Source organism: Pantoea sp. ACRSC (assembly GCF_022346785.1).
GTDB classification, from domain to species: Bacteria; Pseudomonadota; Gammaproteobacteria; order Enterobacterales; family Enterobacteriaceae; genus Pantoea; species Pantoea alvi.
In genome coordinates this window covers 490,859-517,735 of sequence record NZ_JAKRNN010000001.1, presented here as the reverse complement: position 1 = coordinate 517,735, position 26,877 = coordinate 490,859, and the positions used below count along the sequence as shown (strand labels likewise).

General features: G+C 58.9%; 20 protein-coding genes. 9 read left to right on the top strand and 11 right to left on the bottom strand.

Going from position 1 to position 26,877, the window contains the following annotated elements; genetic code table 11:
* Positions 1 to 249 precede the first annotated feature (249 nt).
* The 5 genes from pqiC to rlmKL are packed head-to-tail and all read right to left on the bottom strand — an operon-like array spanning position 250 to position 7,765.
* Complete coding sequence (gene pqiC / locus MHZ97_RS02455; protein WP_239312170.1) at positions 250 to 816, bottom strand: membrane integrity-associated transporter subunit PqiC; 567 nt, start codon at positions 814 to 816, stop codon at positions 250 to 252.
* Complete coding sequence (gene pqiB, locus MHZ97_RS02450; protein ID WP_103795386.1) at positions 813 to 2,456, bottom strand: intermembrane transport protein PqiB; 1,644 nt, start codon at positions 2,454 to 2,456, stop codon at positions 813 to 815. The genes pqiC and pqiB overlap by 4 nt, the downstream gene beginning before the upstream one ends.
* Entirely contained in the window at positions 2,443 to 3,711 is a 1,269-nt protein-coding gene (gene pqiA, locus MHZ97_RS02445) for a membrane integrity-associated transporter subunit PqiA (protein ID WP_239312178.1), read from the bottom strand. Before pqiA ends, pqiB begins: the two co-directional genes overlap by 14 nt.
* Positions 3,712 to 3,727: 16 nt before the next feature.
* Positions 3,728 to 5,644 (bottom strand): ABC transporter ATP-binding protein, encoded by a 1,917-nt coding sequence (locus MHZ97_RS02440; RefSeq protein ID WP_103795384.1) that lies wholly within the window; start codon positions 5,642 to 5,644, stop codon positions 3,728 to 3,730.
* Positions 5,645 to 5,650: 6 nt separating this feature from the next.
* Positions 5,651 to 7,765, bottom strand: a complete 2,115-nt coding sequence (rlmKL, locus tag MHZ97_RS02435; protein WP_239312198.1) for a bifunctional 23S rRNA (guanine(2069)-N(7))-methyltransferase RlmK/23S rRNA (guanine(2445)-N(2))-methyltransferase RlmL — start codon at positions 7,763 to 7,765, stop codon at positions 5,651 to 5,653.
* Positions 7,766 to 7,941: 176 nt separating this feature from the next.
* Here rlmKL and MHZ97_RS02430 point away from each other — a divergent pair, with 176 nt between their 5' ends.
* The gene (locus tag MHZ97_RS02430; RefSeq protein WP_239312201.1) at positions 7,942 to 9,051 is read left to right on the top strand and encodes a YcbX family protein; all 1,110 of its coding nucleotides are present in this window, start codon (positions 7,942 to 7,944) and stop codon (positions 9,049 to 9,051) included.
* Positions 9,052 to 9,054: 3 nt separating this feature from the next.
* Here MHZ97_RS02430 and MHZ97_RS02425 read toward each other — a convergent pair whose 3' ends face one another.
* The 5 genes from MHZ97_RS02425 to MHZ97_RS02405 form a co-directional block, all read right to left on the bottom strand.
* Entirely contained in the window at positions 9,055 to 9,597 is a 543-nt protein-coding gene (locus tag MHZ97_RS02425; protein WP_103795381.1) for a cell division protein ZapC, read from the bottom strand.
* Positions 9,598 to 9,750: 153 nt separating this feature from the next.
* Positions 9,751 to 10,761: a quinone-dependent dihydroorotate dehydrogenase gene (gene pyrD, locus MHZ97_RS02420; protein ID WP_103795380.1), complete on the bottom strand. Its 1,011-nt coding sequence runs from the start codon at positions 10,759 to 10,761 to the stop codon at positions 9,751 to 9,753.
* A gap of 120 nt (positions 10,762 to 10,881) precedes the next feature.
* On the bottom strand, positions 10,882 to 11,889 hold the full coding sequence (locus MHZ97_RS02415) for a glycosyltransferase family 2 protein (protein ID WP_239312204.1): 1,008 nt from the start codon (positions 11,887 to 11,889) through the stop codon (positions 10,882 to 10,884).
* Entirely contained in the window at positions 11,886 to 13,412 is a 1,527-nt protein-coding gene (locus MHZ97_RS02410) for a lipopolysaccharide biosynthesis protein (RefSeq protein ID WP_103795378.1), read from the bottom strand. Before MHZ97_RS02410 ends, MHZ97_RS02415 begins: the two co-directional genes overlap by 4 nt.
* Positions 13,413 to 13,621: 209 nt before the next feature.
* On the bottom strand, positions 13,622 to 14,602 hold the full coding sequence (locus MHZ97_RS02405) for a glycosyltransferase (RefSeq protein ID WP_239312207.1): 981 nt from the start codon (positions 14,600 to 14,602) through the stop codon (positions 13,622 to 13,624).
* A gap of 776 nt (positions 14,603 to 15,378) precedes the next feature.
* On the opposite strand from MHZ97_RS02405, the gene ssuE reads away from it, so the two are divergent.
* From ssuE to ssuB, 5 genes are read left to right on the top strand one after another with little or no spacing between them, the layout of a single operon-like run.
* Positions 15,379 to 15,930, top strand: coding sequence for an NADPH-dependent FMN reductase (gene ssuE, locus MHZ97_RS02400; RefSeq protein ID WP_103795376.1), 552 nt, complete (start codon positions 15,379 to 15,381; stop codon positions 15,928 to 15,930).
* Positions 15,931 to 15,944: 14 nt separating this feature from the next.
* The gene (locus MHZ97_RS02395) at positions 15,945 to 16,892 is read left to right on the top strand and encodes a sulfonate ABC transporter substrate-binding protein (RefSeq protein WP_239312210.1); all 948 of its coding nucleotides are present in this window, start codon (positions 15,945 to 15,947) and stop codon (positions 16,890 to 16,892) included.
* 10 nt (positions 16,893 to 16,902) lie between these two features.
* Positions 16,903 to 18,048: an FMNH2-dependent alkanesulfonate monooxygenase gene (gene ssuD, locus MHZ97_RS02390; protein ID WP_239312232.1), complete on the top strand. Its 1,146-nt coding sequence runs from the start codon at positions 16,903 to 16,905 to the stop codon at positions 18,046 to 18,048.
* Between the two features lie 10 nt (positions 18,049 to 18,058).
* Positions 18,059 to 18,850 (top strand): aliphatic sulfonate ABC transporter permease SsuC, encoded by a 792-nt coding sequence (gene ssuC, locus MHZ97_RS02385; protein WP_103795373.1) that lies wholly within the window; start codon positions 18,059 to 18,061, stop codon positions 18,848 to 18,850.
* Positions 18,847 to 19,635: an aliphatic sulfonates ABC transporter ATP-binding protein gene (gene ssuB / locus MHZ97_RS02380; protein ID WP_103795372.1), complete on the top strand. Its 789-nt coding sequence runs from the start codon at positions 18,847 to 18,849 to the stop codon at positions 19,633 to 19,635. Before ssuC ends, ssuB begins: the two co-directional genes overlap by 4 nt.
* Before the next feature lie 194 nt (positions 19,636 to 19,829).
* On the opposite strand, the gene pepN is transcribed toward ssuB, so the two are convergent.
* The gene (gene pepN / locus MHZ97_RS02375; RefSeq protein WP_103795371.1) at positions 19,830 to 22,445 is read right to left on the bottom strand and encodes an aminopeptidase N; all 2,616 of its coding nucleotides are present in this window, start codon (positions 22,443 to 22,445) and stop codon (positions 19,830 to 19,832) included.
* A gap of 241 nt (positions 22,446 to 22,686) precedes the next feature.
* Here pepN and pncB point away from each other — a divergent pair, with 241 nt between their 5' ends.
* The 3 genes from pncB (at position 22,687) to ompF (ending at position 26,860) form a co-directional block, all read left to right on the top strand.
* On the top strand, positions 22,687 to 23,892 hold the full coding sequence (gene pncB, locus MHZ97_RS02370; RefSeq protein WP_103795574.1) for a nicotinate phosphoribosyltransferase: 1,206 nt from the start codon (positions 22,687 to 22,689) through the stop codon (positions 23,890 to 23,892).
* A gap of 159 nt (positions 23,893 to 24,051) precedes the next feature.
* Positions 24,052 to 25,452 (top strand): asparagine--tRNA ligase, encoded by a 1,401-nt coding sequence (gene asnS / locus MHZ97_RS02365; protein ID WP_103795370.1) that lies wholly within the window; start codon positions 24,052 to 24,054, stop codon positions 25,450 to 25,452.
* A 301-nt stretch (positions 25,453 to 25,753) separates the two neighbouring features.
* Positions 25,754 to 26,860 carry a porin OmpF gene (ompF, locus tag MHZ97_RS02360; protein WP_293648111.1) on the top strand — a complete coding sequence of 369 codons (1,107 nt, stop codon included), beginning with the start codon at positions 25,754 to 25,756 and terminating at the stop codon, positions 26,858 to 26,860.
* Positions 26,861 to 26,877: the final 17 nt, after the last annotated feature.

Genomic DNA, 26,877 nt, shown 5'->3' with positions numbered 1-26,877 from the left:
ATCTGGTGGAAAGAAATAGAGTGGCGAATAATTACTCAGCCACTATTAAGTTCTACCCGCCCCGCCTCGAAAGGTCAATGCGCAAATTTCACGCCAGTGTCATCATTTTGACGCGAAATCGCCATGATTTTGCCTGCGCGCAGGGCCAGGCTTTCGCTTATCGTCCTGAAGCGGCAATAAAAAAAGCTCCCGATCGCCGCCGCTTTTCGCTGACGGCATCCGGGAGCTGAACACCATCTTTAGCAAATTTTATTCTGTGGTTATCGCCGCGTTGGCAATCTGCTGCGCAGTTTGCTGCCAGCCGATAGCCAGAGTGCGCACCAGCGCGTCATAGCCATCTTCGTTCTGCGGCAGCGCCAGGTCGAATCCCTGCTTCACCACACGTCCGTTATGCTGCAGCACCCATTCGCCGCTCACCACGGCGCGCCCGTCATAGCGGCCCTGGAATCCGGTCACCGTGACGCTCAGCGTGTCATGCTTTTCGCCCAGCGGCGCGGCCGAAACCAGCCGCCCCGGCAGCGCCTTGCTCAGGTTCGCCACCAGCGTTTGCTGCAGCTGCTGATCCAGCGGGCTGGCCCAGAGATTATTGGCAGCGATAACGTATTTCACGTCGCTGGTCTGGTAAACCAGCCCGTTACCCGCCAGATAATCAGGCACCGCCACCTGCTGAACCCATAGCGCTGGCGGCTGCGCGTCGCCGCCGCTGCGTACCTGCATCGCCGCCGGCTTCGACGGCAGCTGGTAATAGGTGTTATCGATGGTGCTGCTGCATGCGCTCAGCAGCAGCGCGGCGCATAAAACGGCTCCTTTTCTCACTGTTTCGCCCTCTTTGGCTGTGGATCCTGACCCGGTTTGGCCTCGAAGACCAGCGCGTTGCTCTTGGTATTAAGGGTTTTCAACACCGGCTGCAGTTCGCGCAGCACCTGATCGAGTCGCTGCATATCGCCCACCAGCTTGTTGTACGCCGGCGAGCCTGGCTGCAGCCCCTTCATGCTGCGATTCAGTTCACGCAGCGTTTGCTGCATATCTTCCGGCAGCGTTTTCATCGCCGGGCTGGCGGTGATCTGGTTGAGGTTTTTCAGCGTGCCCTGCATTTCACGCAGCGTGCGCTGGCTCTCTTTCAGCGTGCCGGTCGCCTCGGTCACCACGTTGTTAAGCGGCAAGGCGTTGATCTTGTCGAGCGCCGCCACCAGCTTCTGCTGGATCTGGCTCAGGCCACCGCTGGTGGTCGGAATAATCTCGTAGCCTGCGATTTTGTTCGGGCCTTTATAGGCCGGGACGTTATCGTAGAAGTCGAGATCGATATAGAGCGAGCCAGAGAGCAGGTTGCCGGTTTTCAACGAGGCGCGCAGGCCGCGTTTTTTGCCATCCTGCAGATGTTGCTCCAGATTAAAGTCCTGACCCAGTCTGGCGATAAAGCGGTCAGGCTCAATGCGGATCAGCACCGGCACGCGATAGTCGTTATTCAGCGCCTGATTCACTCCATCGGTCATAAAGGGCGCCTGTGCGACCGTTCCCAGACGAATGCCGCGGAACTCAACCGGCGCGCCCACCTGCAGGCCGCGAATCGAATCGCTGAAGAACATCAGGAAATCGACGTGATTGGTGTAGAGCGAATCCTGAATGCTGCGCTGGTCGTCGAACAGATGGTAGTCGGCGTTGTTCGCCGCGGCCTGGCCTAAATCCCAGCCGTCCGGCACGTCGAAGCTGACGCCGCCGCTGAAGAGCGTGGTCAGCGAACCCATCTCCACGCGCATTCCCGACGCCGACATATCCACCGCGATGCCGCTGTCTTTCCAGAAACGCACATTGGTGGTCACCAGCCGATCGTAGGGCGCGGCGATAAACAGCTGATAGGTCATCATGCGCTTATCGGTATCGAAGGTGCTGGTCTCCACGGTGCCGACGCGATAGCCGCGGAACAATACCGGATCGCCGGCGTTAAGCTGCCCCGCTTTTTTGCTGTCGAGGGTAATGCGGATGCCTTTTGCATCAGGCGGCGCCAGAGGCGGTGCGTCGAGCAGCTGATAGCGCTCTTTCGGCTCCTCTTTTTTGCCGGGCTGCAGCTCGATATAGGCGCCGGAGAGCAGCGTATTGAGGCCGGTCACCCCTTCGCGGCCAATCTGCGGCTTCACCACCCAGAACACGCTGTCGCCATACAGCAGCTTTTCCATGCCGGAGTTAAGCCGCGCGGTAATCTCAACGTGATGCAGATCGTCGGTCAGCTCCGCTTTTTCCACTACGCCGACGTCGACGCTGCGGCTTTTGATGGTGGTTTTACCCGCTTCGATGCCTTCCGCGTTTTCCGTAATCAGGGTCACTTCCGGGCCGAGGTGGCTGAAGTGGTAAAACAGAATCCATCCGCCGATCAACAGCGTCACGATGGGGACAATCCAGACCGGCGACCAGCGTTTAATCTGGTCGACTTTGGCATGGCCGTGGTTACTTTCCGTCAAGGCGCGGCTCCTTTGTAGTGTGTTCCCGTATGCGATCCCAGGTCAGGCGCGGGTCAAACGTCATAGCGGCGATCATGGTCAGGATCACCACCAGCGCAAACAGCAGCGCCCCGGTTGCGGGATAAACATTCATCAGTTGCCCCATGCGCACCAGCGCAGAGAGCACGGCGATAACAAACACGTCGATCATCGACCAGCGGCCGACAAATTCGACGACTTCATAAATCAGGTGCATCCTTTCGCTGTCGCGCTGGCCGCGTCCGCTGGCGTTCCAGCAGAGCCAGCCAATCGCCAGCATCTTCAGCGACGGCACCATGATGCTGGCGATAAAAATCACCAGCGCCACCGGGTAGGATCCGTCGCTCCAGAGCAAAATTACGCCCGCCATAATGTTAGACGGATAAGGCGTCCCCAGGGTTTCGGTCACCATAATCGGCAGCAGGTTGGCGGGAATATAGATCATCAGCGAGGTAAACAGCAGCGCCAGCGTCCACTGCAGGCTGTGCCTGCGGCGCGCTGCTGCAACCACGCCACAGCGCGGGCAGTCGGGGTGATCCGCAGCAAGAATCGCGGTGCAGCACGGACAGGAACGCATGCCCTGCTCCAGCCCGCTGACGCCTTTTTCCGGCGCATGCGGCAGCGGCGGCATCGGCGCGATCTGGTTCCACAGCCAGCGGCGGTCCACGCACTGAAAGGCGCGCAGCTGCAGCAGGCAGAACAGGCACCAGGGCCAGAAGCTGGTCTCAAGGCCAATATCGCCGTAGGCCATCAGCTTAACAAAGCTGACCAGTACGCCGGCCATAAAGATCTCCGCCATCCCCCAGCTGCGCAGCTGAAACAGAATGCGCGCCAGCCCCAGGCGCAGGCTGGGCGGCATCGGGATGCGGTTCACCAGCAGAATAATGGTCAGCATGCAGAGCGCAGGGATCGCCTGGACAAATACCAGGAACAGCGTGGCGAGACTGCTGTAATCCTCTGACACCATTACCTGCGGGATCTGCAGCAGCGAAATCTGGCTGCTGAACCCCGCCACCTTCATGGTGATAAAGGGGAACAGGTTGGCCAGCAGCAGCATAAACAGCGCCGCCAGCGCGTAGCCGGTTGGCCGTTTGCGCGGCTCCGGCCAGTTAGCAGTCAGCACCGTATGGCAGCGCGGGCAGGACGCGCGGCTGCCCTGCGGCACGTCCGGCAGTTTTACCATTAAATCGCACTGTGGACAGAGCATCCACGGCTGGCTTTCAGCGGCTGAACACATCCCGATACCCTTATGGTTAGGCGCCGTTTTTCAGCGCTTCCAGCTCTTCCCAGCGCGCAAACGCTGTTTCCAGCTCCTGCTCGGCCTGCGCCAGCGCATCCAGCACCGGCTGAGTCTGATCGTGCGGCTGGCTGAAGAAGTCAGGATGGCTCATTTTCGCCTGCAGCTCGCCGATGCGCGCCTCCAGCGTCTCCAGCTTCTGCGGCAGCTGTTCCAGCTCGCGCGTCAGGTTATAGCTTAGCTTGTTGCCGCCGCGTTTCGCGCCATCATTTTTCTCCGCCGCGGGTTTCGCTGCGGCAACGGGCTTCGACGCCTGAGCACTTTTCTGCTGTTTGTAGGCTGCGCGCTGCTGCTGCGCGTCGTGATAGCCGCCGACAAAGCTGCCGATTTCGCCGTTGCCTTCAAAGATCCAGCATTCGGTCACGGTATTATCGACGAACTGACGGTCGTGGCTCACCAGCAGCACGGTGCCCTGATAGCCGTCAATCAGCTCTTCCAGCAGCTCCAGCGTTTCGACGTCGAGGTCGTTGGTGGGTTCATCGAGGATCATCAGGTTGCTGGGGCGCAGAAAGAGGCGCGCCAGCAGCAGGCGGTTGCGCTCGCCGCCGGAAAGCGCGCGCACCGGCGTCATGGCGCGTTTCGGATGGAACAGGAAGTCCTGCAGGTAGCCGAGCACATGACGCGGCTTGCCGTTGACCATGACCTCCTGCTTGCCTTCCGCCAGGTTATCCATCACGGTGCGATCGGGATCGAGCTCGGCGCGGTGCTGGTCGAAGTAGGCAACTTCCAGCTTGGTTCCGCTATGTACGCGGCCGCTGTCCGCCTTCAGCTGCTGCAGCATCAGGCGCAGCAGCGTGGTTTTGCCGCAGCCGTTCGGGCCAATAAGGGCGATCTTGTCGCCGCGCTGCACCTGGGCGGAGAAGTCATGCACCAGCGTTTTGCCGCCCACGCCATAGTTGACGTGCTCCAGCTCGAAAACAATCTTGCCGGAACGTGAGGCTTCGCCGACCTGCATATTGGCTTTGCCCATCACCTCACGGCGCTCGGAGCGCTCGCGACGCAGCGCTTTTAGCGCCCGCACGCGGCCTTCATTACGGGTACGACGCGCCTTGATGCCCTGGCGGATCCAGACCTCTTCCTGCGCCAGCTTGCGGTCAAATTCGGCGTTCTGCATCTCTTCAACGCGCAGCGCCTCCTCTTTCCCTTCCAGGTAGAGATCGTAATTTCCCGGCCAGGAGACCAGCTTGCCGCGATCGAGGTCGACGATACGCGTCGCCATATTGCGGATAAACGAACGGTCATGGGAAATAAAGACGATGCTGCCGCTGAAGGTCTTCAGGAAGGTTTCCAGCCAGTCGATGGTTTCGATATCGAGGTGGTTAGTCGGCTCGTCCAGCAGCAGCACGCGCGGGTTGCTCACCAGCGCACGGCCCAGCGCCGCTTTACGCAGCCAGCCGCCCGACAGCGACGACAGCTCGGTATCGGGCTGCAGGCCGATCTGCTGCAGCACGTCGTTGATGCGGCTCTCCAGCTGCCACAGATTGTGGTGGTCAAGGATGCTCTGCAGGCGCCCCATCTCGTTGAGGTTCTTCTCGCTGGGATCGAGCATCACCGCATGGGAAATCGCGTGGTAGGCCTTGAGGTGTTCGGCCTGCTCTTCCACCCCTTCAGCGACAAAGTCATAGACCGAACCGGTAATATTGCGCGGCGGATCCTGCTGCAGACGCGCCACCACCAGGTCTTGCTCAAAAATAATGCGGCCATCATCCAGCGGCTGTTCGCCGTTGATGATCTTCATCAGGGTCGATTTGCCCGCGCCATTGCGGCCGACCAGACAGACGCGCTCGTTCTCTTCGATATGCAGCTCGGTGTTGTCGAGCAGCGGCGCGTCGCTGAAAGAGAGGTAAGCGCCATGAATACTGATTAATGACATCTGAACTTATTCCTTACCGGCGTGAGTAATCAGCCAGCAGTTGTGAATTTGACGGTTGCGGGCAAAATCCTGCGACAGGGTTTTCTGGGTAATGTCCTGCGCCTTCAGGCCCAGCGACGCCAGCCCGTCGAGATCCATTTTAAAGCCGCGTTTATTGTTGGAGAACATGACGGTGCCGCCCGGGCGCAGCAGGCGTTTCAGGTTGCGCATCAGCATAATATGATCGCGCTGCACGTCGAAATCCTCTTCCATACGTTTGGAGTTAGAGAAGGTCGGCGGATCGATAAAGATCAGGTCGAAGGTCTCGTCGCTTTCGCGCAGCCAGCTCAGGCAGTCGGCCTGCATCAGGCGATGCTGACGCCCGGTCAGCCCGTTCAGGCGCAGGTTGCGCTCCGCCCACTCCAGATAGGTGCGCGACATATCGACCGTGGTGGTGCTGCGCGCGCCGCCCAGCCCGGCGTGCACGCTGGCGCTGCCGGTATAGGAAAAGAGGTTAAGAAAATCTTTATCCTTACTCATTTTACCGAGCATATGGCGCGCGATGCGGTGATCGAGGAACAGGCCGGTATCGAGATAGTCCGTCAGGTTGACCAGCAGGCGCGCGTTATACTCCTGCACCTCGAAGAAATCGCCCTTCTCGCCGAGCTTCTGATACTGATTTTTGCCTTTCTGGCGCTCGCGCGTTTTCAGCACCAGCCGGTTGGCGGGCAGCTCCAGCACGCTAAGCGTCGCACCGATAACGTCGAACAGGCGCTGGCGCGCTTTCGCGGCGTCGATGGTTTTCGGCGGCGCATACTCCTGCACCACCACCCACTCGCCGTAGCGATCCACCGCTACGTTATATTCCGGCAGGTCGGCGTCATAGAGGCGATAGCATTCAATGCCCTCCTGACGGGCCCATTTTTCCAGCTTCTTCAGGTTTTTGCGCAGGCGGTTAGCGTAATCTTCCGCAATCTGTGCGCCGCCTTCGCTGCTGTTTGCCGCCAGCTGATAGTTTTTCTGCACGCACTCGATCGGGCCGTTTTTCGCCTTGAACTGGCGCTCAGCGCGCAGCTGCAGGCAGCTCAACAGCTCAGGGGAGCCGCTGAACAGCGACAGCGTCCAGCCGCCAAAGTGCTGTTTCATAATGCGGCCGAGCTGGCTGTGCAGGGCAATAAGCGCCGGCTCGCTCTCCAGACGCTCGCCGTAAGGCGGGTTGCTTAACACGGTGCCGTGCTGCTCGCCCGGCAGCGGGTTTTTCAGCTGCAGCACATCCTGACGCGCGAAGGTAAAGAGATCGGCGATGCCGGCGCGGCGCGCGTTAGCCTGCGCCCATTCCAGCACGCGGCCGTCGCTGTCGTAGCCGAAGAAACGCGCCTGCGCGGCGGCGGTGCCGGCGCGCGCGCGCTGCTGCGCCTCGCTTTTCACTTCGCGCCACAGCGCATCGTTATGCTGACGCCAGTGGGTAAAGCCCCAGCGGCTGCGCAGCAGGCCCGGCGCGCGGTCGCAGGCGATCAGCGCTGCCTCAATCAGCAGCGTGCCGGAGCCGCACATGGGATCGAGCAGCGGCGTGGTCGGCTGCCAGCCGGAGCGCAGCACGATGGCCGCCGCCAGGTTCTCCTTAAGCGGCGCCTGGCCGGTCTGCTGGCGATAGCCGCGCTGATGCAGCGCGTCGCCGCTCAGATCGAGCGCGATGCTGGCGCGATCTTTATTCAGCCAGACGTTAATGCGGATATCGGGCTGCTCGCGATCCACGTTGGGACGCGGCAGCTTCTGACGGGTAAAGGAGTCGACAATGGCGTCCTTGACCTTTAATGCGCCAAACTGGCTGTTGCGAATCGACTCGTTGGTGCCGCTGAAGTGCACCACAAAGGTATGCTGGCTGCCGAACAGTTCGGTCCAGTCAATACTTTGTACGCCGACGTAGAGATCGAGATCGCTGTAGACGCCGAACTCGCCGAGCGGCAGCAGAATGCGGGACGCCAGCCGGCTCCACAGCAGACTCTGATACATCGTACGGTCATCGGCTTCAAAGTGAACGCCTCCCTGTACCACCTGCAGATCCTGCGCGCCCAGCGCGTCCAGCTCACTTTTTAACAGCTCTTCGAGCCCACGCGCCGTACTGGCAAAGAGAGAATTCATATCGTCACTATTACTCTTGAGAAAATTGCTGCGCATTATACCCTAAATAAGCGGCATTGTTGGAAGGCTACGCGCGCGGCTCTGGCCCGGCCGCTAACGAGGCTATAGCGTCCCGACGCCATGTATCATAAAGTTAGCTTCTTTTGCCGCCCACGCCCGCTTATCTGGAGATCGCCATGCTCTCGCTGTCCCGTCTGTTTATTCATCCGGTCAAATCAATGCGGGGTGTACAACTTTCCCACGCGCAGGCGCTGGAGAGCGGGCTGGCGTTCGACCGCATTTTTATGGTGACAGAGCTGGACGGCACCTTTATTACCGCACGCCAGTATCCCGAGATGGTGCGCTTTACCCCGGCGCTGCTGGCTGATGGCCTCTCTCTTCAGGCGCCCGACGGCAGTCAGGCGATGAGCCGCTTCAGCGATTTCGCCGCGCAGGAGGCGCCAACGGAAGTATGGGGCAACCAGTTTACCGCACGCATCGCGCCTGACGCCATTAACGCCTGGCTCAGCGCCTTTTTTCCTCGCCCGGTGCAGCTGCGCTGGGTTGGACCGCAGCCGTCGCGCCGGGTAAAACGCTTTGAGGGCGTGCCGCTCGGCTTCGCCGACGGCTTTCCCTTTTTGCTGGTCAACCAGGCCTCGCTGCAGGATTTACAGCAGCGCTGCCCGGCCAGCGTGCGCGCCGAACAATTTCGCGCCAACCTGATTGTCAGCGGCGCGCCAGCCTGGGATGAAGACAGCTGGGCAACGGTGCAGATCGGCGGCGTGATCTTCGACGTGCCCAAACCCTGCAGCCGCTGCGTCTTTACCACCGTCGGCACCGAAAGCGGCCGCAAACATCCAGAGGGCGAGCCGTTAAAAACCCTGCAGGGCTTCCGCAGCGCGCAGGACGGCAGCGGCGATATCGACTTTGGTCTGAATTTGATTGCGCGCGGCAGCGGCATCGTGCGCGTCGGGGACGAGGTGCAGGTGCTGGCGCGCCATACGCCGCGCGCCTACGGGCCTGGCGCGGTGGTAGAAACCCTTAAGCCGCAGCAGCAATCGGCGGCGACGGTGTCGGTCACCTGGCAGGGGGAACGGTTTCAGGGTGATAACCAGCAGGTGCTGCTGGAGCAGCTGGAGCAGCAGGGCTTTAAAATCCCCTACTCCTGCCGAGCGGGCCTGTGCGGCAGCTGTAAAGTGACGCTGGTGTCAGGAGAGGTAAAAGCGCTGAAGAAAAGCGCCATTCGCGACGACGGCACCATTCTGAGCTGCAGCTGTATTCCAGCCGGTGATATTGAACTGGCGTAAGGATTAGACCGCGTAAGCGAAGCGCGGCGCGCTCTCCGCATGGTGCGGCAGCAGGCGATCGTTCATGATTTTAATGGCGTCGCCCAGCACCATCTGCTTGCCCGCCAGGGTAAGCCCAGGCTGCGCCAGTAAACAGAGGGTGGCGTTGCCGCCGCTTTCTATTGCCAGCAGCCGCGCCTGTTCGCCGTTTTCCGCCAGCGTGACCTCAACCATATCTCCCGCCTCAGGCTGCAGCACGCAGGTCCAGGCGGTGAAATGCCAGCTTTTTGGCATCAGCGGCTTCAGGAAACGGCTCGCCACCAGCGCGTTAAGCGTCAGCTCGGCGCGCTGATTAGCGCTAAGCGAACTCTGCCGGCAGCGTTCTTCAAAGGTGTAGTAGAGGGCGGCGTCGTCAACGCTAAATCCAGTCTGGCGGAAGGCGTCGGGGGTCAGCATTTTACGGGGAAAGCGAGAGCGGAACAGCATACCGTCAGCCAGGTCCAGCATCATCCGGTCATGGTCGGCATCAAAATACCAGCGCCAGTTATCGTCAGGTTTCATCTTCATAATTTGCCTCGTCATTAACCGCCGCGTTTCTCTGCACAGACTCAGCGAAGCCCTGTTTATGGGGAAAAAGCTGAAAATAGGTACAACAGGGAAAAAATATAAACGAGCCGAAGTCAGAAATAAACCCCCCGGCGTCGTTTTATTAGAATTGTCTTAGAGATGGGTCACGATATCTTTTATTAATCCTGGCCCCTTATAAATAAAGCCGGAGTAAATCTGTACCAGCGTCGCGCCTGCGGCCATTTTTTCTCGCGCCGCGGTTAATGAATCAATGCCGCCGACGCCGATAATCGGCAGCGCGCCATCCAGCTCCTGCGCCAGCCGCTTGATGACCGCCGTGCTGCGCGACTGCACCGGACGACCGCTCAGGCCGCCTGACTCCGTGCTGTATCGCAGGCCGCTGACCAGCGAGCGATCCAGCGTGGTATTGGTGGCGATCACGCCATCGATATTATGGCGCACCAGGCTATCGGCAATTTGTATTAATTCTTCTTCAGAAAGATCGGGCGCAATTTTTACCGCGACCGGCACATATTTCAAATGCTGCTGCTCCAGCGCTTTCTGTTTCGCTTTAATCGACGCCAGCAGATCGTCGAGCGCTTCGCCATATTGCAGCGTGCGCAATCCTGGCGTATTAGGCGAGGAGATATTTATCGCGATATAGCCCGCATGGGCATACACCTTCTCCATGCAGATCAGGTAATCCTCTTTGCCCTTTTCCACCGGCGTGTCTTTATTTTTGCCGATATTAATACCGAGGATCCCCTTGAAGCGCGCTTTTTTGACGTTCTCCACCAGGTGATCGACGCCGAGATTATTAAATCCCATGCGGTTGATAATGCCTTCAGCCTCTACCAGCCGGAACATACGCGGCTTGTCGTTGCCCGCCTGAGCGCGCGGCGTCACGGTGCCGACCTCGACGAAGCCGAACCCCATCGCGCCGAAGGCGTCGATGCACTCCGCGTTTTTATCCAGTCCGGCCGCCAGCCCCAGCGCATTGTCAAAGCGTAAGCCCATGCAGGTCACCGGACGGGAAGGAAGACGCTGACGGATCAGGGCCTCCAGCGGGGTGCCGCTGATAAAACGCAGTTGCTGAAAAGTGAGTTCGTGAGCGCGCTCGGGATCGAGCTTAAACAGCGCAGGTCGGACGATAGGATAAAGCATGCACTCTCCTGGAGGTCGGAAGCGATGAGTTGTCGGGGTGCACGGGAAAAGGTGCGCCAGAATGGTAAAGGCCTCTGGCGCAAAAGTAAATTACTGACGGGACAAGATTATTGATCGAGATCAGCGCCTGCTGGCATAGCGCGCCAGGCGACGGCAAGCCTGCAGACCGCTGTAGATCGTCGGATAGTACCAGAGCAGTTTAAGGCGTTTGCTTTCGCCCGTGACCTTGCGCACCAGCTGATCGATAGTGGTATGCCAGGAGGCGGGCACCGAAATATTGTTTTTGCGGATCTCGATCAGGCAGCCGTACATCACCGGCTGATAGTAGATATCCAGCAGCTTCTCTTCCGGCGGCAAACCCTGCTCGCGCAGAAAGCTTTCGCTGCTGCGCCGGGCAATGTAGTAGTTCTCTACCCAGGAGAAGGTCGCCTTGCTCTGCGACAGGGAGGTCGGCATAAAGCGCTTGTTGTAGTAGCTTTTGCGCGTAAAGCCGATCTGCCGCGCCGACATATAGAGCGCAAACATATAGGGCGCGTCCTCATGATTCTGGATCGGCAGAAACTGTATGCCGGTGCGCAGAATGAGATCGCGGGAGAGAATGCTGCTCCAGAGCACGCGGTGCGCCGAGCGGTGCGGGATCATGCTGCGCAGCGTGTCGGCGCCGCCGGGCCAGACGCCGTCGACGTGGCGCTGATGAAACTGCTCATACTGACGCTCGGCGACCGGTTTGTCGGTAAACATACGCGCGCCAAAGCAGAACATCTCCATCTCGGGATGCTGCGCCAGCGTACGGCGGAAGTCGGCAAAGAGATCCCGGGAGACAAAATCGTCGGCGTCCATAAAGTAGATAAAGTCGCCGGTGGCAATCTCCAGCCCCTTAGTGCGCGCCGCGCTGACGCCGCCGCGCTCGCCGCGCAGCAGCGTCAGCTGCGGATGACGGGCGGCCAGCGCTTCCAGCAAGGCGATGCTGTCGTCGATGGAGCCGTCGTCGATAACAATCACCTGCTCCGGCGGAGAAGACTGGCCCAGCAGCGACTCGATCGCTTCCGGCAGCCAGGGCGCGCAGTTCCAGTTTGGCACGATAACAGAGATCGTCGCTGCGCGGCTGTCAGGGTTCCGTGTGCTCATTCTCGCTCCTCAATAGTAAAACGTTTGGCTCGGGCAGGCAGCAGACGCTTAATCACCAGGCTGTGCAGCAGACAGCAAACTGAAAGGTTTACCAGGCCAATCAGCCCAAGCCACAGCAGGTTAAGCCAGCGGTTCTGGTTCCACTCCACGGGCAGGAAGGTGCAAAGCCAGGCGATCAGCCCCGCCACCGCCCAGATCAGCAGCACGTCGCGCGTCAGCCAGGTAAAGTGAATGCCCGGCGCGAAGCGGCGATGCACCAGCCAGGCCCAGCCGGCCAGATAGAAGACGTTCTGCCCCAGCCACAGCCAGCCGGTGCCCTCTGCGCCATAGTGAATCGCTGCCCAGATGTTCAGCGGAACCAGGATGACGGCGAAGCAGGAGAAGCCTTTCAGATGCAGCTTGAGGTTGCCGTTGACATACTGCAGATGGTAAAGCAGGCCGCAAATAGCCTGCACGCCGCTACCCAGCGCATAGAGGCTGAGCACAAACGACATATCGGTCACTACCTGGGCGTTCTGCGTCCAGGCCCAGAGCAGCGGCGTGGCGAACATCGCGATAGTAATGCTGAGCGGCGCCATAAAGATCGCCACCGCCTGGGTGGTATAGCGGTAGAGCGTCAGGGATTCGGCATCCCCCTCCTTGCGCGTTTTAATACCGGTCATGCGCGGCACAATCGCCTGCATAATCGGGCTGCTGAGCAGGATAATGCCGGTAGCAGCGGTGGCGACCACGGTAAAGGAGCCGTAGGCGCTCAGCGGCAGCGTTTTAGAGAGCACCAGACGGTCAATTTGTGAAATAAAGGTCCAGATGGCGCTGGCGAACGCTGCACTCAGCGCAAAGCGAATAAAGGGCTTTAACACCGCCTTTAAATTTTCATGCTTCTGCTTACGCGCGGCGGCAGGCACCAGCTGATAGGATTTAGCGATCAGGCAGACCGCTTCCGCTATCGACACCGCCAGCTGCCAGATAAAGAAGCTCAGCACCGGGTTGGAGAAGAGCTGAATCACCAGCACCGCGCCGAAGGTACGCAGCGTTACGATGACCAGGTTGACGCCGTTAAGCCAGACCTGATGCTCAAAGCCGACAATCACGCTGCGGTAAGGGCTGGTGCGCCAGCGGATCGCCGCCGTGATCACCATAATGGCGACGGCAATGGTGACGTCAGCCGACGGCAGATGCCGCGCATCGAGCCAGTTATGGGCGATCCAGGGCGTGGCAAGCCAGCCGATGACCACCAGAATCAGCGTGGAGATAAGGAAGAACTTCGACAGCGCGGAGAAGAGCGCCGGGAACCAGATAAATTCCGCCTGGTTAGCGCGATAGCGCGCCGCTTCACGCATCAGCGTGGTCGATACGCCGGCGTCGAGCAGCTGGAGCCAGGTTAACAGAATCGAGAAAAAACCCACTAGCCCGTAAGCTTCCATCCCGAGATGTTGAATATAAAGCGGCACGACCAGAATACCTGACAGCGTCAGGTAAATCTGACCGACATAATTGGCGATCGCGTTACGTTTTATTGACATATGTATGATTGTATCTGGGCAGTTTTCTCGGAGGTCACAAGCGTGGCACACATCATCGGAGCTGCCTACCAGACATAGTCTTAAATTTATCTCTGGCGCTACGCGCCAGATTAAATCTGAGCTGGCGCGAAATAAGCCAGAAAGTGAAATAACATTTATTCGCGTTGAATAAGGTCCGGCAGGCAGGCATTCCAGCAGCAGCGAAAAAGTCAGGCCGCTTTTTTCAGCTCTTTTGTAACCTTATATTTTTGCAGCTGGATAAACAGGCGCGGGCGATTAATAAGCAGCCACTCTTTGAAGTTAACCGGCTTAAACTTGCCGCCCATATAACGAATCGCGTTAATAACATATTCCGGCACCGGCGTGCCGTTGTAGAGCGACAGATAAATCATCAGGCGGAACGAGTGCATTAAATAGGCTTTTTCCAGCTGCTTCTTCAGCGGCGAATGATCTAAATTCTGCTTAAGTATGCCGTAGGTCTGCATAAAGGCGTTGTAGCGCTGCAGAAAATAGTCATCATTTTTACGGCTGTTAGTCAGCGAGCCGCTGCGGACGCGCTGAAGATAGTAAACGTGCTGGCTCACCCAAGCGCGCGTCGCCTGAACGAAGACCGACAGCGTGAATTTATGATCCTCATGCACGCGATCGACAAAACGCAGGCCGTGCTGCACGATAAGGCTTCTTTTCACCGCGTAATTCCAGGCTGCGGAGGTATAGGAGCCGTTATTGAGCAGACGCGACAGCACCTGCTGCGGCGACTGCAGGCCGAACTGGTCGTGGCGCACTTTCGGACGGGTCTGGTTTTCACGGCCATCCTCAAACATCTGCGAACTAAAGCAAAACAGGTCAACGTCAGGGTGCGCGGCAGTGACCTGCTGCAGTTCGGCCACAAAGCCTTCCGGTACGATATCGTCTGGATCGCAGAAGAAAACAAACTCCCCCTGCGCGGCGTCGATGCCGGTATCACGCGCTTTACCCGCGCCGCCGTTGGGAGTGGTGATAATGCGAACCTGTGGCTGGTGGCCATATTTCTGCTCTACCAGTGCCAGGGTTCCGTCAGTGGAGCTGTCGTTAACAATGATAATTTCCGCGGTCGCGTCAGCCTGACGCAACAGGGAGTCGACACATTCGACAATATATTTTTCCACGTTATAAGTGGGAATGATGACTGATAGCAGCGTCTTTGCCATACATCTTTCTCTGGTTCGATTAAAAGAAAAAGCACGAGCATTACACAAATATTAAATTTGTGTTAAAGCATGGCGCAGAAAGAATTAAACGAGACGCAATCAGCGAATCTCTTCTCATGGTGGAATAGTATAAGCAGAAGATTTTTTCTATTAACAGGGCCAGCCTTTTATTAAGAGGCGCGTCCGGCGCTGAATCTATCACGGCAGGTAAAGTATCGAAGGAGATGCGCAGCGGTTACTTTACTTCGCTTAACTTTTCTGGCGAAACAGGCAACATTTTTAAACGTAAAAAAGGTCACAAAGCGTTTCAGTCTGGTTACTTTATTATCACTGAACGGAATTTATCTCTCCTTAACTGCCGCCGCCTGCATGGCGATATTCTGATAATAGCGATAGCGCCTCCCCAGCCCATCAGGCATAGTGACATTTGTCACATTTTTGCGCTTAACAGCGCGCCAAAAAGTTTGCCGGTTACATATTGCGCGGTTTAGCTAACCTGATTACTTCCCCTGTTCCCCCGGTATGCAAATACTTTTGCTGCTATTTGTTTAGCCAGAGTAAAGAATCCGTCTGGACCTGCTTTAGTCTTTTAGGATTTTTCTAAAGCCCGCACCGTCCGCTGCGCCAGCCCTTTCATTAATAAAGCAGCGCGTTTTGCACTTTTCACCTTTAGATTGCCGGATAAATCATTTAAGCCCTCCTCCCCGCTCTGTCAGGATGTGAGCATCAGTTCTCAACAATAGCTAATCAATAACTTTCAGTTATAAGGAGTAACAATGCGAGTTATTACGCTAGCTGGCAGCCCGCGTTTCCCGTCACGTTCAACCTCGCTGCTTACCCTTTGCCAGCGCGCGCTGGAAGCGCGTGGCGTTGAGGTTATCCCCTGGAATATCCAGAACTTTCAGCCAGACGATCTGATTAATGCGCGTTTCGATGCCCCGGCGCTGCTGGCGCTGCGCGACGATCTGCTCGCCGCCGACGGCGTTATCGTCGCCACGCCGGTTTATAAAGCCTCTTTCTCCGGCGCGCTGAAAACCCTGCTCGATCTGCTGCCCGAACGCGCCCTGGAGCACAAAGTCGTGCTGCCGCTGGCCAGCGGCGGCAGCGTGGCGCATATGCTCGCGGTCGATTACGCCCTGAAGCCGGTGCTGAACGCGCTGAAGGCGCAGGAGATCCTGCACGGCGTATTTGCCGAAGATCATCAGATTACCCATTACGATCGCCAGCCGGAGCTGCAGGCAGCGCTGGCGCGCCGGCTCGATGAGGCGGTGGAGGCGTTCTGGCTGGCGTTAACCCGCCATCATAAGCCGCTGGCTCAGGCTGTTTAAAGGAAGAAACCGATATGAAAAGCCTCACTGGCTGGCTACTCGCCGCACTTGCCGTACTGAGCCTGCAGGCGCAGGCGGCGGACGCCCCCGCGCAGATTCGCATCGGCTATCAGAAAGGTTCCGTCAGCATGGTGCTGGCGAAATCGCACCGGCTGCTGGAGCAGCGTTTCCCCGATACCAAAATCCAGTGGATCGAATTTCCCGCGGGTCCGCAGATGCTGGAGGCGCTGAACGTCGACAGTATTGACCTGGGCAGCACCGGCGATATACCGCCGCTGTTTGCTCAGGCGGCGGGCGCCGATCTGCTTTACGTCGGCTCGGAGCCGCCTAAGCCGAAAGCGGAGGTGATCCTGGTGGCGAAGAACAGTCCGCTCAACAGCGTCGCCGATCTGAAAGGGAAAAAGGTCGCGTTTCAAAAAGGCTCCAGCTCCCACAATCTGCTGCTGCGCGCGCTGCAGCGTGAAGGGCTGAGCTTTAAGGATATTCAGCCGGTTTATCTGACGCCCGCCGATGCCCGCGCCGCCTTTCAGCAGGGCGACGTAGACGCCTGGGCGATCTGGGATCCCTACTACTCCGCCGCGCTGCAGCAGGGCAACGTGCGCGTGCTGGCCGACGGCAGCCAGCTTAATCTGACCGGATCGTTCTATCTGGCGACGCGCAAGTTTACCGAGCAGAACGGCGCTTTCGTGCAGCAGGTGCTGGATACCTTTAGCCAGGCTGACGCGCTGACGCAGAGCCAGCGTGAGCAGAGTATCGATCTGCTTGCCGCCGCGATGGGCCTGCCGAAGCCGGTTATCGCCAGCTACCTCGATCACCGTCCGCCGACCCATATTTCGCCGGTCAGCGCGCAAACCGCCGCTGCGCAGCAGCATACCGCCGACCTGTTTTATTCCAGCCACCTGGTGCCGGTAAAACTGACGATCGCCGATCGCATCTGGCATCCCAGCACCCCTCTTCAGTAAGGAGCGAATAATGAGCTTATCCGTATTCTGGTTTCTCCCGACGCACGGCGACGGACACTATCTTGGCACCTCAGAAGGGGCGCGCCCGGTCGACCACGGCTATTTGCAGCAGATCGCGCAGGCCGCTGACCGTCTGGGCTTCGGGGGCGTGCTGATCCCTACCGGTCGCTCGTGCGAAGACGCCTGGCTGGTGGCCGCCTCGCTGATCCCGGTGACGCAGCGCCTGCGCTTTCTGGTGGCGCTGCGCCCCGGTGTGATTTCGCCGACCCAGGCGGCGCGCCAGGCCGCGACGCTGGATCGCCTCTCTAACGGCCGCGCGCTGTTCAATCTGGTGACCGGCGGCGATCCGGAAGAGCTGGCGGGCGACGGCGTCTTCCTCGACCACCATGAGCGCTATGTCGAGTCGGCGGAGTTTACCCGCGTCTGGCGTCGCGTGCTGGAGGGCGAAACGGTCGATTACGCCGGCAAGTATGTGAAGGTGCGCGGCGCGCGCCTGCTGTTCGACCCGGTGCAGCAACCACGTCCGCCGCTCTGGTTCGGCGGCTCCTCCGAACCGGCGCAGGATCTCGCCGCTGAACAGGTCGACGTCTACCTCACCTGGGGCGAACCGCCGGCGCTGGTAAAAGAGAAGATTGAACAGGTGCGCGCCAAAGCGGCGGCGCAAGGACGCAAGGTACGCTTCGGCATCCGTCTGCACGTTATCGTTCGTGAAACCAGCGATGAAGCCTGGCGCGCCGCCGATCGTCTGATTGCCCATCTCGACGACGCCACTATTGCGAAGGCGCAGGCCGCCTTCGCCCGCACCGATTCCGTCGGCCAGCAGCGTATGGCGGCGCTGCACAGCGGCCGCCGCGACCAGCTGGAAATCAGTCCGAACCTGTGGGCGGGCGTCGGCCTGGTGCGCGGCGGTGCAGGCACTGCGCTGGTGGGCGATGGCCCCACCGTTGCCGCGCGCATGCAGGAGTACGCCGACCTCGGCATCGAGACCTTTATTCTTTCCGGCTATCCGCATCTGGAAGAGGCGTATCGCGTCGGCGAGCTGCTCTTCCCGCATCTCGACCTTGAGGTGCCGCAGATCCCGCAACCGCGCAACGTGCAGGCGTTTGGCGAAACCGTCGCCAACGATTTCCGCCCGCAGAAAGTGTCGCAGAGCTGAGAGAGAGATCATGGCGAAAACCACTAAACGCATTACCAACCAGCTGGTGCCCTGGGTGTTCCCGGCGCTGCTGGTGGTGGTCTGGCAAATTGCCTCGCAGACCGGGCTGCTTTCGACGCGCATTCTGCCGTCGCCGGAAAATATCGTTATCACCTTCTGGCATCTGGCCGCCAGCGGCGAGCTGTGGCAGCACCTTGCCATCAGCGGCTGGCGTGCGCTGATCGGCTTTAGCATCGGCGGCTCCATTGGGCTGCTGCTGGGGCTGATCACCGGCACCTCGCGTCTGGGCGAGCGGCTGCTCGACACCTCAGTGCAGATGCTGCGCAACGTGCCGCATCTGGCGCTGATCCCGCTGGTGATCCTCTGGTTCGGCATCGACGAGGCGGCGAAGATTTTTCTGGTGGCGCTCGGCACGCTGTTTCCGATCTACCTCAATACCTACCACGGCATTCGCAATATCGATCGCGGCCTGGTAGAGATGGCGCGCAGCTACGGCCTTTCGGGCTGGAGCCTGTTTCTTCAGGTTATCCTGCCCGGCGCCCTGCCCTCGATTATGGTCGGCGTACGTTTCGCGCTCGGCCTGATGTGGCTGACGCTGATTGTCGCCGAGACGATTTCCGCTAACTCGGGCATCGGCTATCTGGCGATGAACGCGCGTGAATTCCTGCAAACCGACGTGGTGGTGGTCGCCATTATTCTTTACGCCCTGCTCGGCAAGCTGGCGGATGTCGCCGCCCTGCTGCTGGAGCGCATCTGGCTGCGCTGGCATCCGGCTTATCAACTGAAGGAGGAGAACGCATGAGCACTTCACTCTCTCCGGCGCGACTAAATGCCGGTACGCCGGTTGGCGTCAACGGCGTCAGCAAGCAGTACGGCAGCCGCACTATCCTGAATAATATCGATCTGCATATTCCCTCCGGCCAGTTTGTCGCGGTGGTGGGACGCAGCGGCTGCGGCAAGAGTACGCTGCTGCGCCTGCTGGCGGGGCTGGAGCAGACCACGCGGGGCGAGCTGCTGGCGGGCAACGCGCCGCTGCACACCGCGCGTGAAGATACCCGCCTGATGTTTCAGGATGCGCGCCTGCTGCCGTGGAAACGGGTGATCGATAATGTCGGTCTCGGCCTGAAGGGGCGCGAATGGCGCAGCGCGGCGCTGGAAGCGCTGGAGGCGGTCGGGCTGGCAGAGCGCGCTAATGAGTGGCCCGCCGCGCTCTCCGGCGGCCAGAAGCAGCGTGTGGCGCTGGCGCGTGCGCTGATCCACCGTCCGGGGCTGCTGCTGCTCGACGAGCCGCTCGGCGCCCTTGACGCGCTGACGCGTATTGAAATGCAGGGGCTGATTGAGTCGCTATGGCAGCAGCACCATTTTACCGTGCTGCTGGTGACACATGACGTCAGCGAAGCCGTCGCGATGGCGGATCGCGTGCTGCTGATCGAAGAGGGACAGATCGGGCTTGATTTGCTGGTGGACCTGCCGCGTCCGCGTCGTCGCGGATCGGTCAGGCTGGCGGAGCTGGAGGCGGAGGTGCTGGATCGCGTGATGCGCCGCAGTGAAAGCGAGCAGCCGGTGCGCTACGCCCACCAGCGTTAAAGTTAAAATAGTTGCGAAAACACTGGGTCAGGCACCCACGCGGATAGCATGGCCCGATCGCAAAGTCGCTCAAGGCATCCCTGCGCGCTCGGCCCGCGACATCCCTGTCGCGGGACGCTTTGCTCTTCGGCCCATGCTACCCGCGTTTCAACTCATCTGCGGTGTGTAAGGCGGGATTTACCCGCCATTGCCGTTTAAGCGTTCAGCGCGCGGGTGATCTTCTCATAGAGATCGCCCGACAGCTTATCCAGCCCCTGCAGCGTCACCAGCGCCTGACGCATCATCGCCTGACGATCGGCATCGTAGCGCTTCAGACGGATCAGCGGCTCGATCATCCGTGCCGCTACCTGCGGATTGCGGGTATTAAGATCGGTCAGCATCTCCACTAGGAACTGATAGCCGCTGCCGTCTTTAGCGTGGAACGCTGACGGATTGCCGGAAACGAACGCGCCGATCAGCGCGCGGATGCGGTTGGGGTTGCTCATGGTGAACGAGCGATGATGCAGCAGCTCGCGCACCTTCTGCAAGGCGTCCGGCGACGGGCTGGTCGCCTGCAGCATCAGCCATTTGTCCATTACCAGGCCATCCCGATGCCAGCGCTCGTCGTAGTGCGCCAGCAGCGCGCCGCGGCACGGCAGCTGCGCCGCAACCGACGCCGCCAGCGCCGCCAGCGCATCCGTCATATTGTTCGCCTGCTGATACTGCGTCTGTACCAGCCTGTCCGCCAGCGCGGTTTCGCCGAACGCCAGATAGTACAGGCAGACATTCTTCAGGGCGCGCTGCCCCATCGCGTCGTGCTCGATGCGGTACTCGCCCTGCTGATTAGCGTTGTAGACGGCATAGAACTCATCCGCCAGCTCGGCAGCCAGCGTGCGCACCAGCGCTTCACGCACCACCGCAATGGCCTGGGGATCGATCACCTCGAACAGCTCGGCGATCTCATTCTCTCCCGGCAGCGTCAGGATCTGTGCGGTCAGCGCCGGATCGCGCCCCTCGTCCAGCAGAACCGCGCGGAAGGCGTCGGCAACGTGCAGCGGCAGCGAGAGCGGCTGGCCCTGCTGATGGCGCGCCACGTTAAGGCGGATATAGGTAGCCAGCAGGCTCTGCGCCGCATCCCAGCGCGCAAAGTCGTTGCGCGCGTGGCGCATCAGGAAGGTAAGCTGAGCGTCGCTCCACTTATAGTCGAGCTTCACCGGCGCGGAGAATTCGCGCAGCAGCGACGGCACCGGCTGGAAGTAGACGTTATCGAAGATAAAGGTCTGGAACTCCTCGGTCACGTTCAGCACGTGGTGCACCGGATGGCCATTGTGCTGCAGCGGGATCACCTTGCCTTCGCCGTCATAGAGTTCGATATCGAGCGGGATATGCAGCGGCAGCTTCTCTTTCTGATCGGCCGTTGGCGGCGTGTGCTGCGTGACGTGCAGCGTATACTGCTCCAGCTCGGGGTTATAGTCGTCGCGCACCGTCAGCACCGGTGTGCCGCTCTGGCTGTACCAGCGGCGGAACTGCGACAGATCGACATTGGAGGCATCTTCCATCGCCTGCACAAAGTCGTCGCAGGTCGCCGCGCTGCCGTCGTGGCGCTCAAAATAGAGCTGCATTCCTTTCTGGAAGTTCTCTTCGCCAAGCAGCGTGTGCATCATGCGGATCACTTCCGATCCCTTCTCGTAGACGGTCAGGGTATAGAAGTTGTTCATCTCCATCACCTGATCCGGGCGGATCGGGTGCGCCATCGGGCTGGCATCCTCGGCGAACTGCGCGCCGCGCATTACGCGTACGTTATCGATGCGGTTAACCGCGCGCGAGCCAAGATCGGAGCTGAACTCCTGGTCGCGGAACACCGTCAGCCCCTCTTTCAGGCTAAGCTGGAACCAGTCGCGGCAGGTAACGCGGTTGCCGGTCCAGTTGTGGAAATATTCGTGGCCGATCACCGCTTCGATACCGAGATAGTCTTTATCGGTGGCCGTTTCCGCCTTCGCCAGCACATATTTAGAGTTAAAGACGTTCAGCCCTTTATTCTCCATCGCCCCCATATTGAAGAAGTCGACGGCAACAATCATAAAGATGTCGAGGTCATACTCGAGGCCGAAGCGCTCCTCGTCCCACTTCATGCTGTTTTTCAGCGAAGTCATCGCCCAGTCGGCGCGATCCAGATTGCCGCGGTCGACGAAGATCTCCAGCGCCACGTCGCGGCCGGAACGGGTTGTAAAGCTGTCGCGCAGCACGTCGAAATCGCCCGCGACCAGCGCAAAGAGATAGCAGGGCTTCGGGAAGGGATCCTGCCATTTCACCCAGTGTTTGCCCTGCTCCGCTTTGCCGCCGTCGATGCGGTTGCCGTTGGAGAGCAGGTAGGGATAGCGCGCTTCGTCAGCGATAATCGTGGTGGTAAAGCGCGCCAGCACATCCGGGCGATCCAGATACCAGGTAATATGGCGGAAGCCTTCCGCTTCGCACTGGGTGCAGAGCGCTTCGCCAGACTGATAGAGCCCTTCCAGCGCGGTATTTTTATCGGGATGGATATCGTTGACGATCCTGAGCTGAAACTGCTCCGGCAGCTGGCTCAGCACCAGCGCGCCCTCTTCCTGACGGTACGCGCTCCAGGGCGCGCCATCCACTTCAATGGCGATCAGGGTTAACGCTTCGCCATCGAGACGCAGCTCAGCCTGCGCATCGCCGAGACGTTTAACCTGGCTGATGGCGGTGACGCGCGTTGTCGCGGCGTCGAGCGCAAAGGTCAGGTCGATGTCGGTGATGGTGTAATCCGGCGCACGATAGTCGTGGCGATATTTAATTTGGGGCTGTTGCGTCATATTCCGTCTCGCATTGTTATAGGTTTACCGCCAAAGTCTAAGCGCGTTGCCTTTAGCTTGCCATGCACAATGCGCATCGCGGCATAAATAGCTACAATTCATTAACAACGGCACGTTTTACCCTCGACCCACAGTCGTGAAATATGCTGTGATCGGTCGCAGTTACTGATTTATACTCCTGCGTCTTTATGACTTTCACACACCGGGCTCTGCGCCGCCGAACAGGATGCTGAAACGCACCATGACAGGACATGCTTCCCCGATACTAACTTCCCTGCTGGATACGGACGCCTACAAGCTTCATATGCAGCAAGCCGTCTTCCACCGTTATCATGACGTCACGGTGGCGGCTGAGTTTCGTTGCCGCGGCGACGATCTGCTCGGTCTCTATGCGAACGAGATTCGCGAGGCCATTAACGCCATGCAGACGCTAGCGCTGACCGATGACGAATATACGTATCTCTCCAGCCTGCCCTTCTTCCACGCCGACTACCTTAACTGGCTGCGCGATTTTCGTTATAACCCCGACCAGGTGCAGGTGCGCAATCGCGACGGCCATCTCGCTATCCGCATCACCGGGCCCTGGCGCGAGGTCATTCTCTGGGAGGTGCCGCTGCTGGCGCTGATCAGCGAGGTAGTGCATCGCCACCGTTCACCGCTGGTGGGCGCGCAGCAGGCGGTTGACCATCTGCAGCAGAAGCTGAGCGCTTTTCGGCGCGAGGTTGCCGACATCGATATGTCGCGCTTTCGCCTGATGGACTTCGGCACCCGCCGTCGTTTTTCGCAGGAGGTGCAGCAGGCCATCGTCGCCACCCTGAAGCAGGAGTTCCCCTGGCTGATTGGCACCAGCAACTACGATCTGGCGCGCCGCCTGGCGCTGACGCCGGTCGGCACCCAGGCGCACGAGTGGTTTCAGGCCTTTCAGCAAATCAGCCCGGTGCTGGCCAACAGCCAGCGCGCGGCGCTGCAGGCGTGGCTCGACGAGTATGACGGCGAGCTGGGCATCGCGCTGACCGACTGCATCGCGATGGACGCTTTTCTGCGCGACTTCGGCGTCAACTTCGCCAGCCGCTATCAGGGGCTGCGCCACGATTCAGGCGATCCCGTCGAATGGGGCGAAAAGGCGCTGGCCCACTATGAGAAGCTGGGCATCGATCCGCACAGCAAAACCCTGGTCTTTTCCGACAATCTCGATCTGGATAAGGCGCTGGCGCTCTATCGCCACTTCGGCCAGCGCGCCGGCGTGGTGTTCGGCATCGGCACGCGGCTGACCTGCGATATTCCCGGCGTCAGGCCGCTCAATATCGTGATTAAACTGGTGGAGTGCAACGGCAAGCCGGTGGCGAAGCTCTCTGACAGTCCGGGCAAAACCATCTGTCAGGATCAGGCCTTCGTTCGCGCCCTGCGCAAAGCCTTCGATTTGCCGCTGGTGAAAAAAGCCAGCTAATCCTCGCTTTATCGGGGCGTTGACGCGCCCCGCTTCTGCTGTAATAAATCTCCCCTCCCGCCGGATTTTGCTTGTTTCCTTGCGACTCGCAAGTAACATAGCAACACCCCGGTCTGGGGAGATTGTTTAAACTCACTTCTTCTATATAGAGAGATATTTATGAGCGTAGTGCCTGTAGCGGACGTACTGCACGGTCGCGTCGCGGTTGACAGTGAAGTCACCGTACGTGGTTGGGTGCGTACCCGCAGAGATTCAAAAGCCGGTCTTTCCTTCGTCGCCGTTTATGACGGTTCCTGCTTTAATCCCGTTCAGGCCGTTGTGAATAATTCTCTGAATAATTATCAGGATGAGGTTCTGCACCTGACCACCGGCTGCTCCGTGATCGTGACCGGCACCGTGGTGGCTTCGCCGGGCCAGGGCCAGGCGTTTGAGATTCAGGCGACCCGCGTGGAAGTGACCGGCTGGGTGGACGATCCCGACACCTATCCGATGGCGGCGAAGCGTCACAGCATCGAATACCTGCGTGAAGTGGCGCATCTGCGTCCGCGCACCAACCTAATCGGCGCCGTGGCGCGCGTACGCCATACCCTGGCGCAGGCGCTGCATCGCTTCTTCCACGAAAACGGCTACTTCTGGGTGTCGACGCCGCTGATCACCGCTTCAGACACCGAAGGTGCCGGCGAGATGTTCCGCGTCTCAACGCTGGATCTGGAAAACCTGCCGCGCACGCCGCAGGGCGCCGTGGACTTTAACGAAGATTTCTTCGGCAAAGAGGCCTTCCTGACCGTTTCCGGCCAGCTGAACGGTGAAACCTACGCCTGCGCCCTGTCGAAAATCTACACCTTCGGCCCGACCTTCCGCGCGGAAAACTCCAACACCAGCCGCCACCTGGCGGAGTTCTGGATGCTGGAGCCGGAAATTGCCTTTGCCACGCTGGATGACGCCGCCGCGCTCGCCGAAGCGATGCTGAAATATGTGTTTAAAGCGGTACTGGACGAGCGCGCTGACGATATGGCGTTTTTTGCCGAGCGCGTGGATAAAGAGGCGGTTGAGCGTCTGCAGCGCTTTATCTCTACCGACTTTGCGCAGGTGGACTACACCGACGCCATTAGCATTCTGGAAAACTGCGGGCAGACCTTTGAGAACCCGGTCTCCTGGGGCATCGATCTCTCTTCCGAGCATGAGCGCTATCTGGCCGAGCAGCACTTTAAAGCGCCGGTGGTGGTGAAAAACTACCCGAAAGATATCAAAGCGTTCTATATGCGCCTTAACGAAGACAATAAAACCGTGGCGGCGATGGACGTGCTCGCGCCGGGCATCGGCGAGATTATTGGCGGTTCGCAGCGTGAAGAGCGTCTCGACGTGCTGGACGCGCGTATGGAAGAGATGGGCCTGAACAAAGAAGATTACTGGTGGTATCGCGATCTGCGCCGCTACGGCACCGTGCCCCATTCCGGCTTTGGTTTAGGCTTTGAACGTTTAATCGCCTATGTCACCGGCGTACAAAATGTAAGGGACGTTATCCCTTTCCCACGTACCCCGCGTAATGCAAATTTCTAAAATTATCTATTAATTATAAGAAATTCATATATATAACAAGGTCGGCACTGCCGGCCTTTTTTTATTTTTGTAAATTTTGAGTTCTCTCACAAAGTTCCCCAATATTTACATTTTGTAATACAAATTTTCTTTTAGAAACCAGATTACGAGTTTAGTAGCATTTTCAGTGTGGCATATCCCGCTTCGGGATGGAAAGATGCGTGCAGACACAGGAAGACACCAAACTTCTTTCAGGGTTCCGTAACGGTTTCTTGACGGCAGTGGCAGGTGTCCGAATAAACTCCAATGAGGGTAATAAATAATGATGAAGCGCAACATTCTTGCAGTGGTTATCCCTGCTCTGTTAGCTGCAGGTGCAGCAAACGCAGCAGAAATTTATAATAAAGACGGCAACAAGCTGGACCTGTATGGCAAGGCTGTTGGTCTGCACTATTTCTCTGATAATGACGGCAACGACGGCGACAACACTTATGTTCGCTTCGGTTTCAAGGGTGAAACTCAGATTAACGACCAGCTGACCGGTTACGGCCAGTGGGAATACAACATTCAGGCTAACAACTCTGAAGGCTCTTCTGACGCTCAGGACGGCAACCGCACCCGTCTGGGCTTTGCCGGTCTGAAATTCGGCGACGCTGGTTCAATCGACTACGGTCGTAACTACGGCGTTGTCTACGACGCCATCGGCTGGACCGATATGCTGCCAGAATTCGGCGGCGACTCTGGCTACTCAGACAACTTTATGAACGGTCGTAGCACCGGCCTGCTGACCTACCGCAACAAAAACTTCTTTGGCCTGGTAGATGGCTGGGACTTCGCGGCACAGTATCAGGGTAAAAACGACCGTGACGAAATTCGTCGTGCAAACGGCGACGGCTGGGGCCTGTCAACCTCCTACACCTCGCCGATCGGCCTGGGTATCGTAGGCGCATACAGCAGCAGCGATCGTACTAACAGCCAGGCGGCTGGCGTAGCTGACGGCACCGGCAATCTGGTTGGTCAGGGCAAACGCGCTGAAAACTGGGGCACGGCTGTTAAATATGACGCCAACAACGTCTACCTGGCGGCTTACTACGGTGAAACCCGTAACTCTACGCCGTTCACTCTCACCACAACAACTGGCGATACTACTGCGTTCGCTAACAAAGCACAGAACATCGAGCTGGTTGCACAGTATCAGTTCGACTTCGGTCTGCGTCCGTCTATCGCCTACGTGCAGTCTAAAGGCAAAGACATCGAAGGCGTGGGCGATGCTGACCTGGTTAAATACATCGACGTGGGCGCAACCTACTACTTCAACAAAAACATGTCGACCTATGTTGACTATCAGATCAACCAGCTGGATGACAACAACCGCCTGGGTCTGAACACCGACGACACCGTAGCAGTAGGCCTGGTTTACCAGTTCTAAGTTACCTGTCGCAGAAA

What these genes read in the sequence shown, in the direction of transcription:
- asnS (WP_103795370.1), top strand. Translation starts at nt 24,052, where the DNA reads ATGAGCGTAGTGCCTGTAGCGGACGTACTGCACGGTCGCGTCGCGGTT.
- MHZ97_RS02425 (WP_103795381.1), bottom strand. Translation starts at nt 9,597, where the DNA reads ATGAAGATGAAACCTGACGATAACTGGCGCTGGTATTTTGATGCCGAC.
- ompF (WP_293648111.1), top strand. Translation starts at nt 25,754, where the DNA reads ATGATGAAGCGCAACATTCTTGCAGTGGTTATCCCTGCTCTGTTAGCT.
- ssuC (WP_103795373.1), top strand. Translation starts at nt 18,059, where the DNA reads ATGGCGAAAACCACTAAACGCATTACCAACCAGCTGGTGCCCTGGGTG.
- pyrD (WP_103795380.1), bottom strand. Translation starts at nt 10,761, where the DNA reads ATGCTTTATCCTATCGTCCGACCTGCGCTGTTTAAGCTCGATCCCGAG.
- MHZ97_RS02405 (WP_239312207.1), bottom strand. Translation starts at nt 14,602, where the DNA reads ATGGCAAAGACGCTGCTATCAGTCATCATTCCCACTTATAACGTGGAA.
- MHZ97_RS02430 (WP_239312201.1), top strand. Translation starts at nt 7,942, where the DNA reads ATGCTCTCGCTGTCCCGTCTGTTTATTCATCCGGTCAAATCAATGCGG.
- pepN (WP_103795371.1), bottom strand. Translation starts at nt 22,445, where the DNA reads ATGACGCAACAGCCCCAAATTAAATATCGCCACGACTATCGTGCGCCG.
- MHZ97_RS02415 (WP_239312204.1), bottom strand. Translation starts at nt 11,889, where the DNA reads ATGAGCACACGGAACCCTGACAGCCGCGCAGCGACGATCTCTGTTATC.
- rlmKL (WP_239312198.1), bottom strand. Translation starts at nt 7,765, where the DNA reads ATGAATTCTCTCTTTGCCAGTACGGCGCGTGGGCTCGAAGAGCTGTTA.
- ssuB (WP_103795372.1), top strand. Translation starts at nt 18,847, where the DNA reads ATGAGCACTTCACTCTCTCCGGCGCGACTAAATGCCGGTACGCCGGTT.
- MHZ97_RS02395 (WP_239312210.1), top strand. Translation starts at nt 15,945, where the DNA reads ATGAAAAGCCTCACTGGCTGGCTACTCGCCGCACTTGCCGTACTGAGC.
- MHZ97_RS02440 (WP_103795384.1), bottom strand. Translation starts at nt 5,644, where the DNA reads ATGTCATTAATCAGTATTCATGGCGCTTACCTCTCTTTCAGCGACGCG.
- pncB (WP_103795574.1), top strand. Translation starts at nt 22,687, where the DNA reads ATGACAGGACATGCTTCCCCGATACTAACTTCCCTGCTGGATACGGAC.
- ssuE (WP_103795376.1), top strand. Translation starts at nt 15,379, where the DNA reads ATGCGAGTTATTACGCTAGCTGGCAGCCCGCGTTTCCCGTCACGTTCA.
- MHZ97_RS02410 (WP_103795378.1), bottom strand. Translation starts at nt 13,412, where the DNA reads ATGTCAATAAAACGTAACGCGATCGCCAATTATGTCGGTCAGATTTAC.
- ssuD (WP_239312232.1), top strand. Translation starts at nt 16,903, where the DNA reads ATGAGCTTATCCGTATTCTGGTTTCTCCCGACGCACGGCGACGGACAC.
- pqiA (WP_239312178.1), bottom strand. Translation starts at nt 3,711, where the DNA reads ATGTGTTCAGCCGCTGAAAGCCAGCCGTGGATGCTCTGTCCACAGTGC.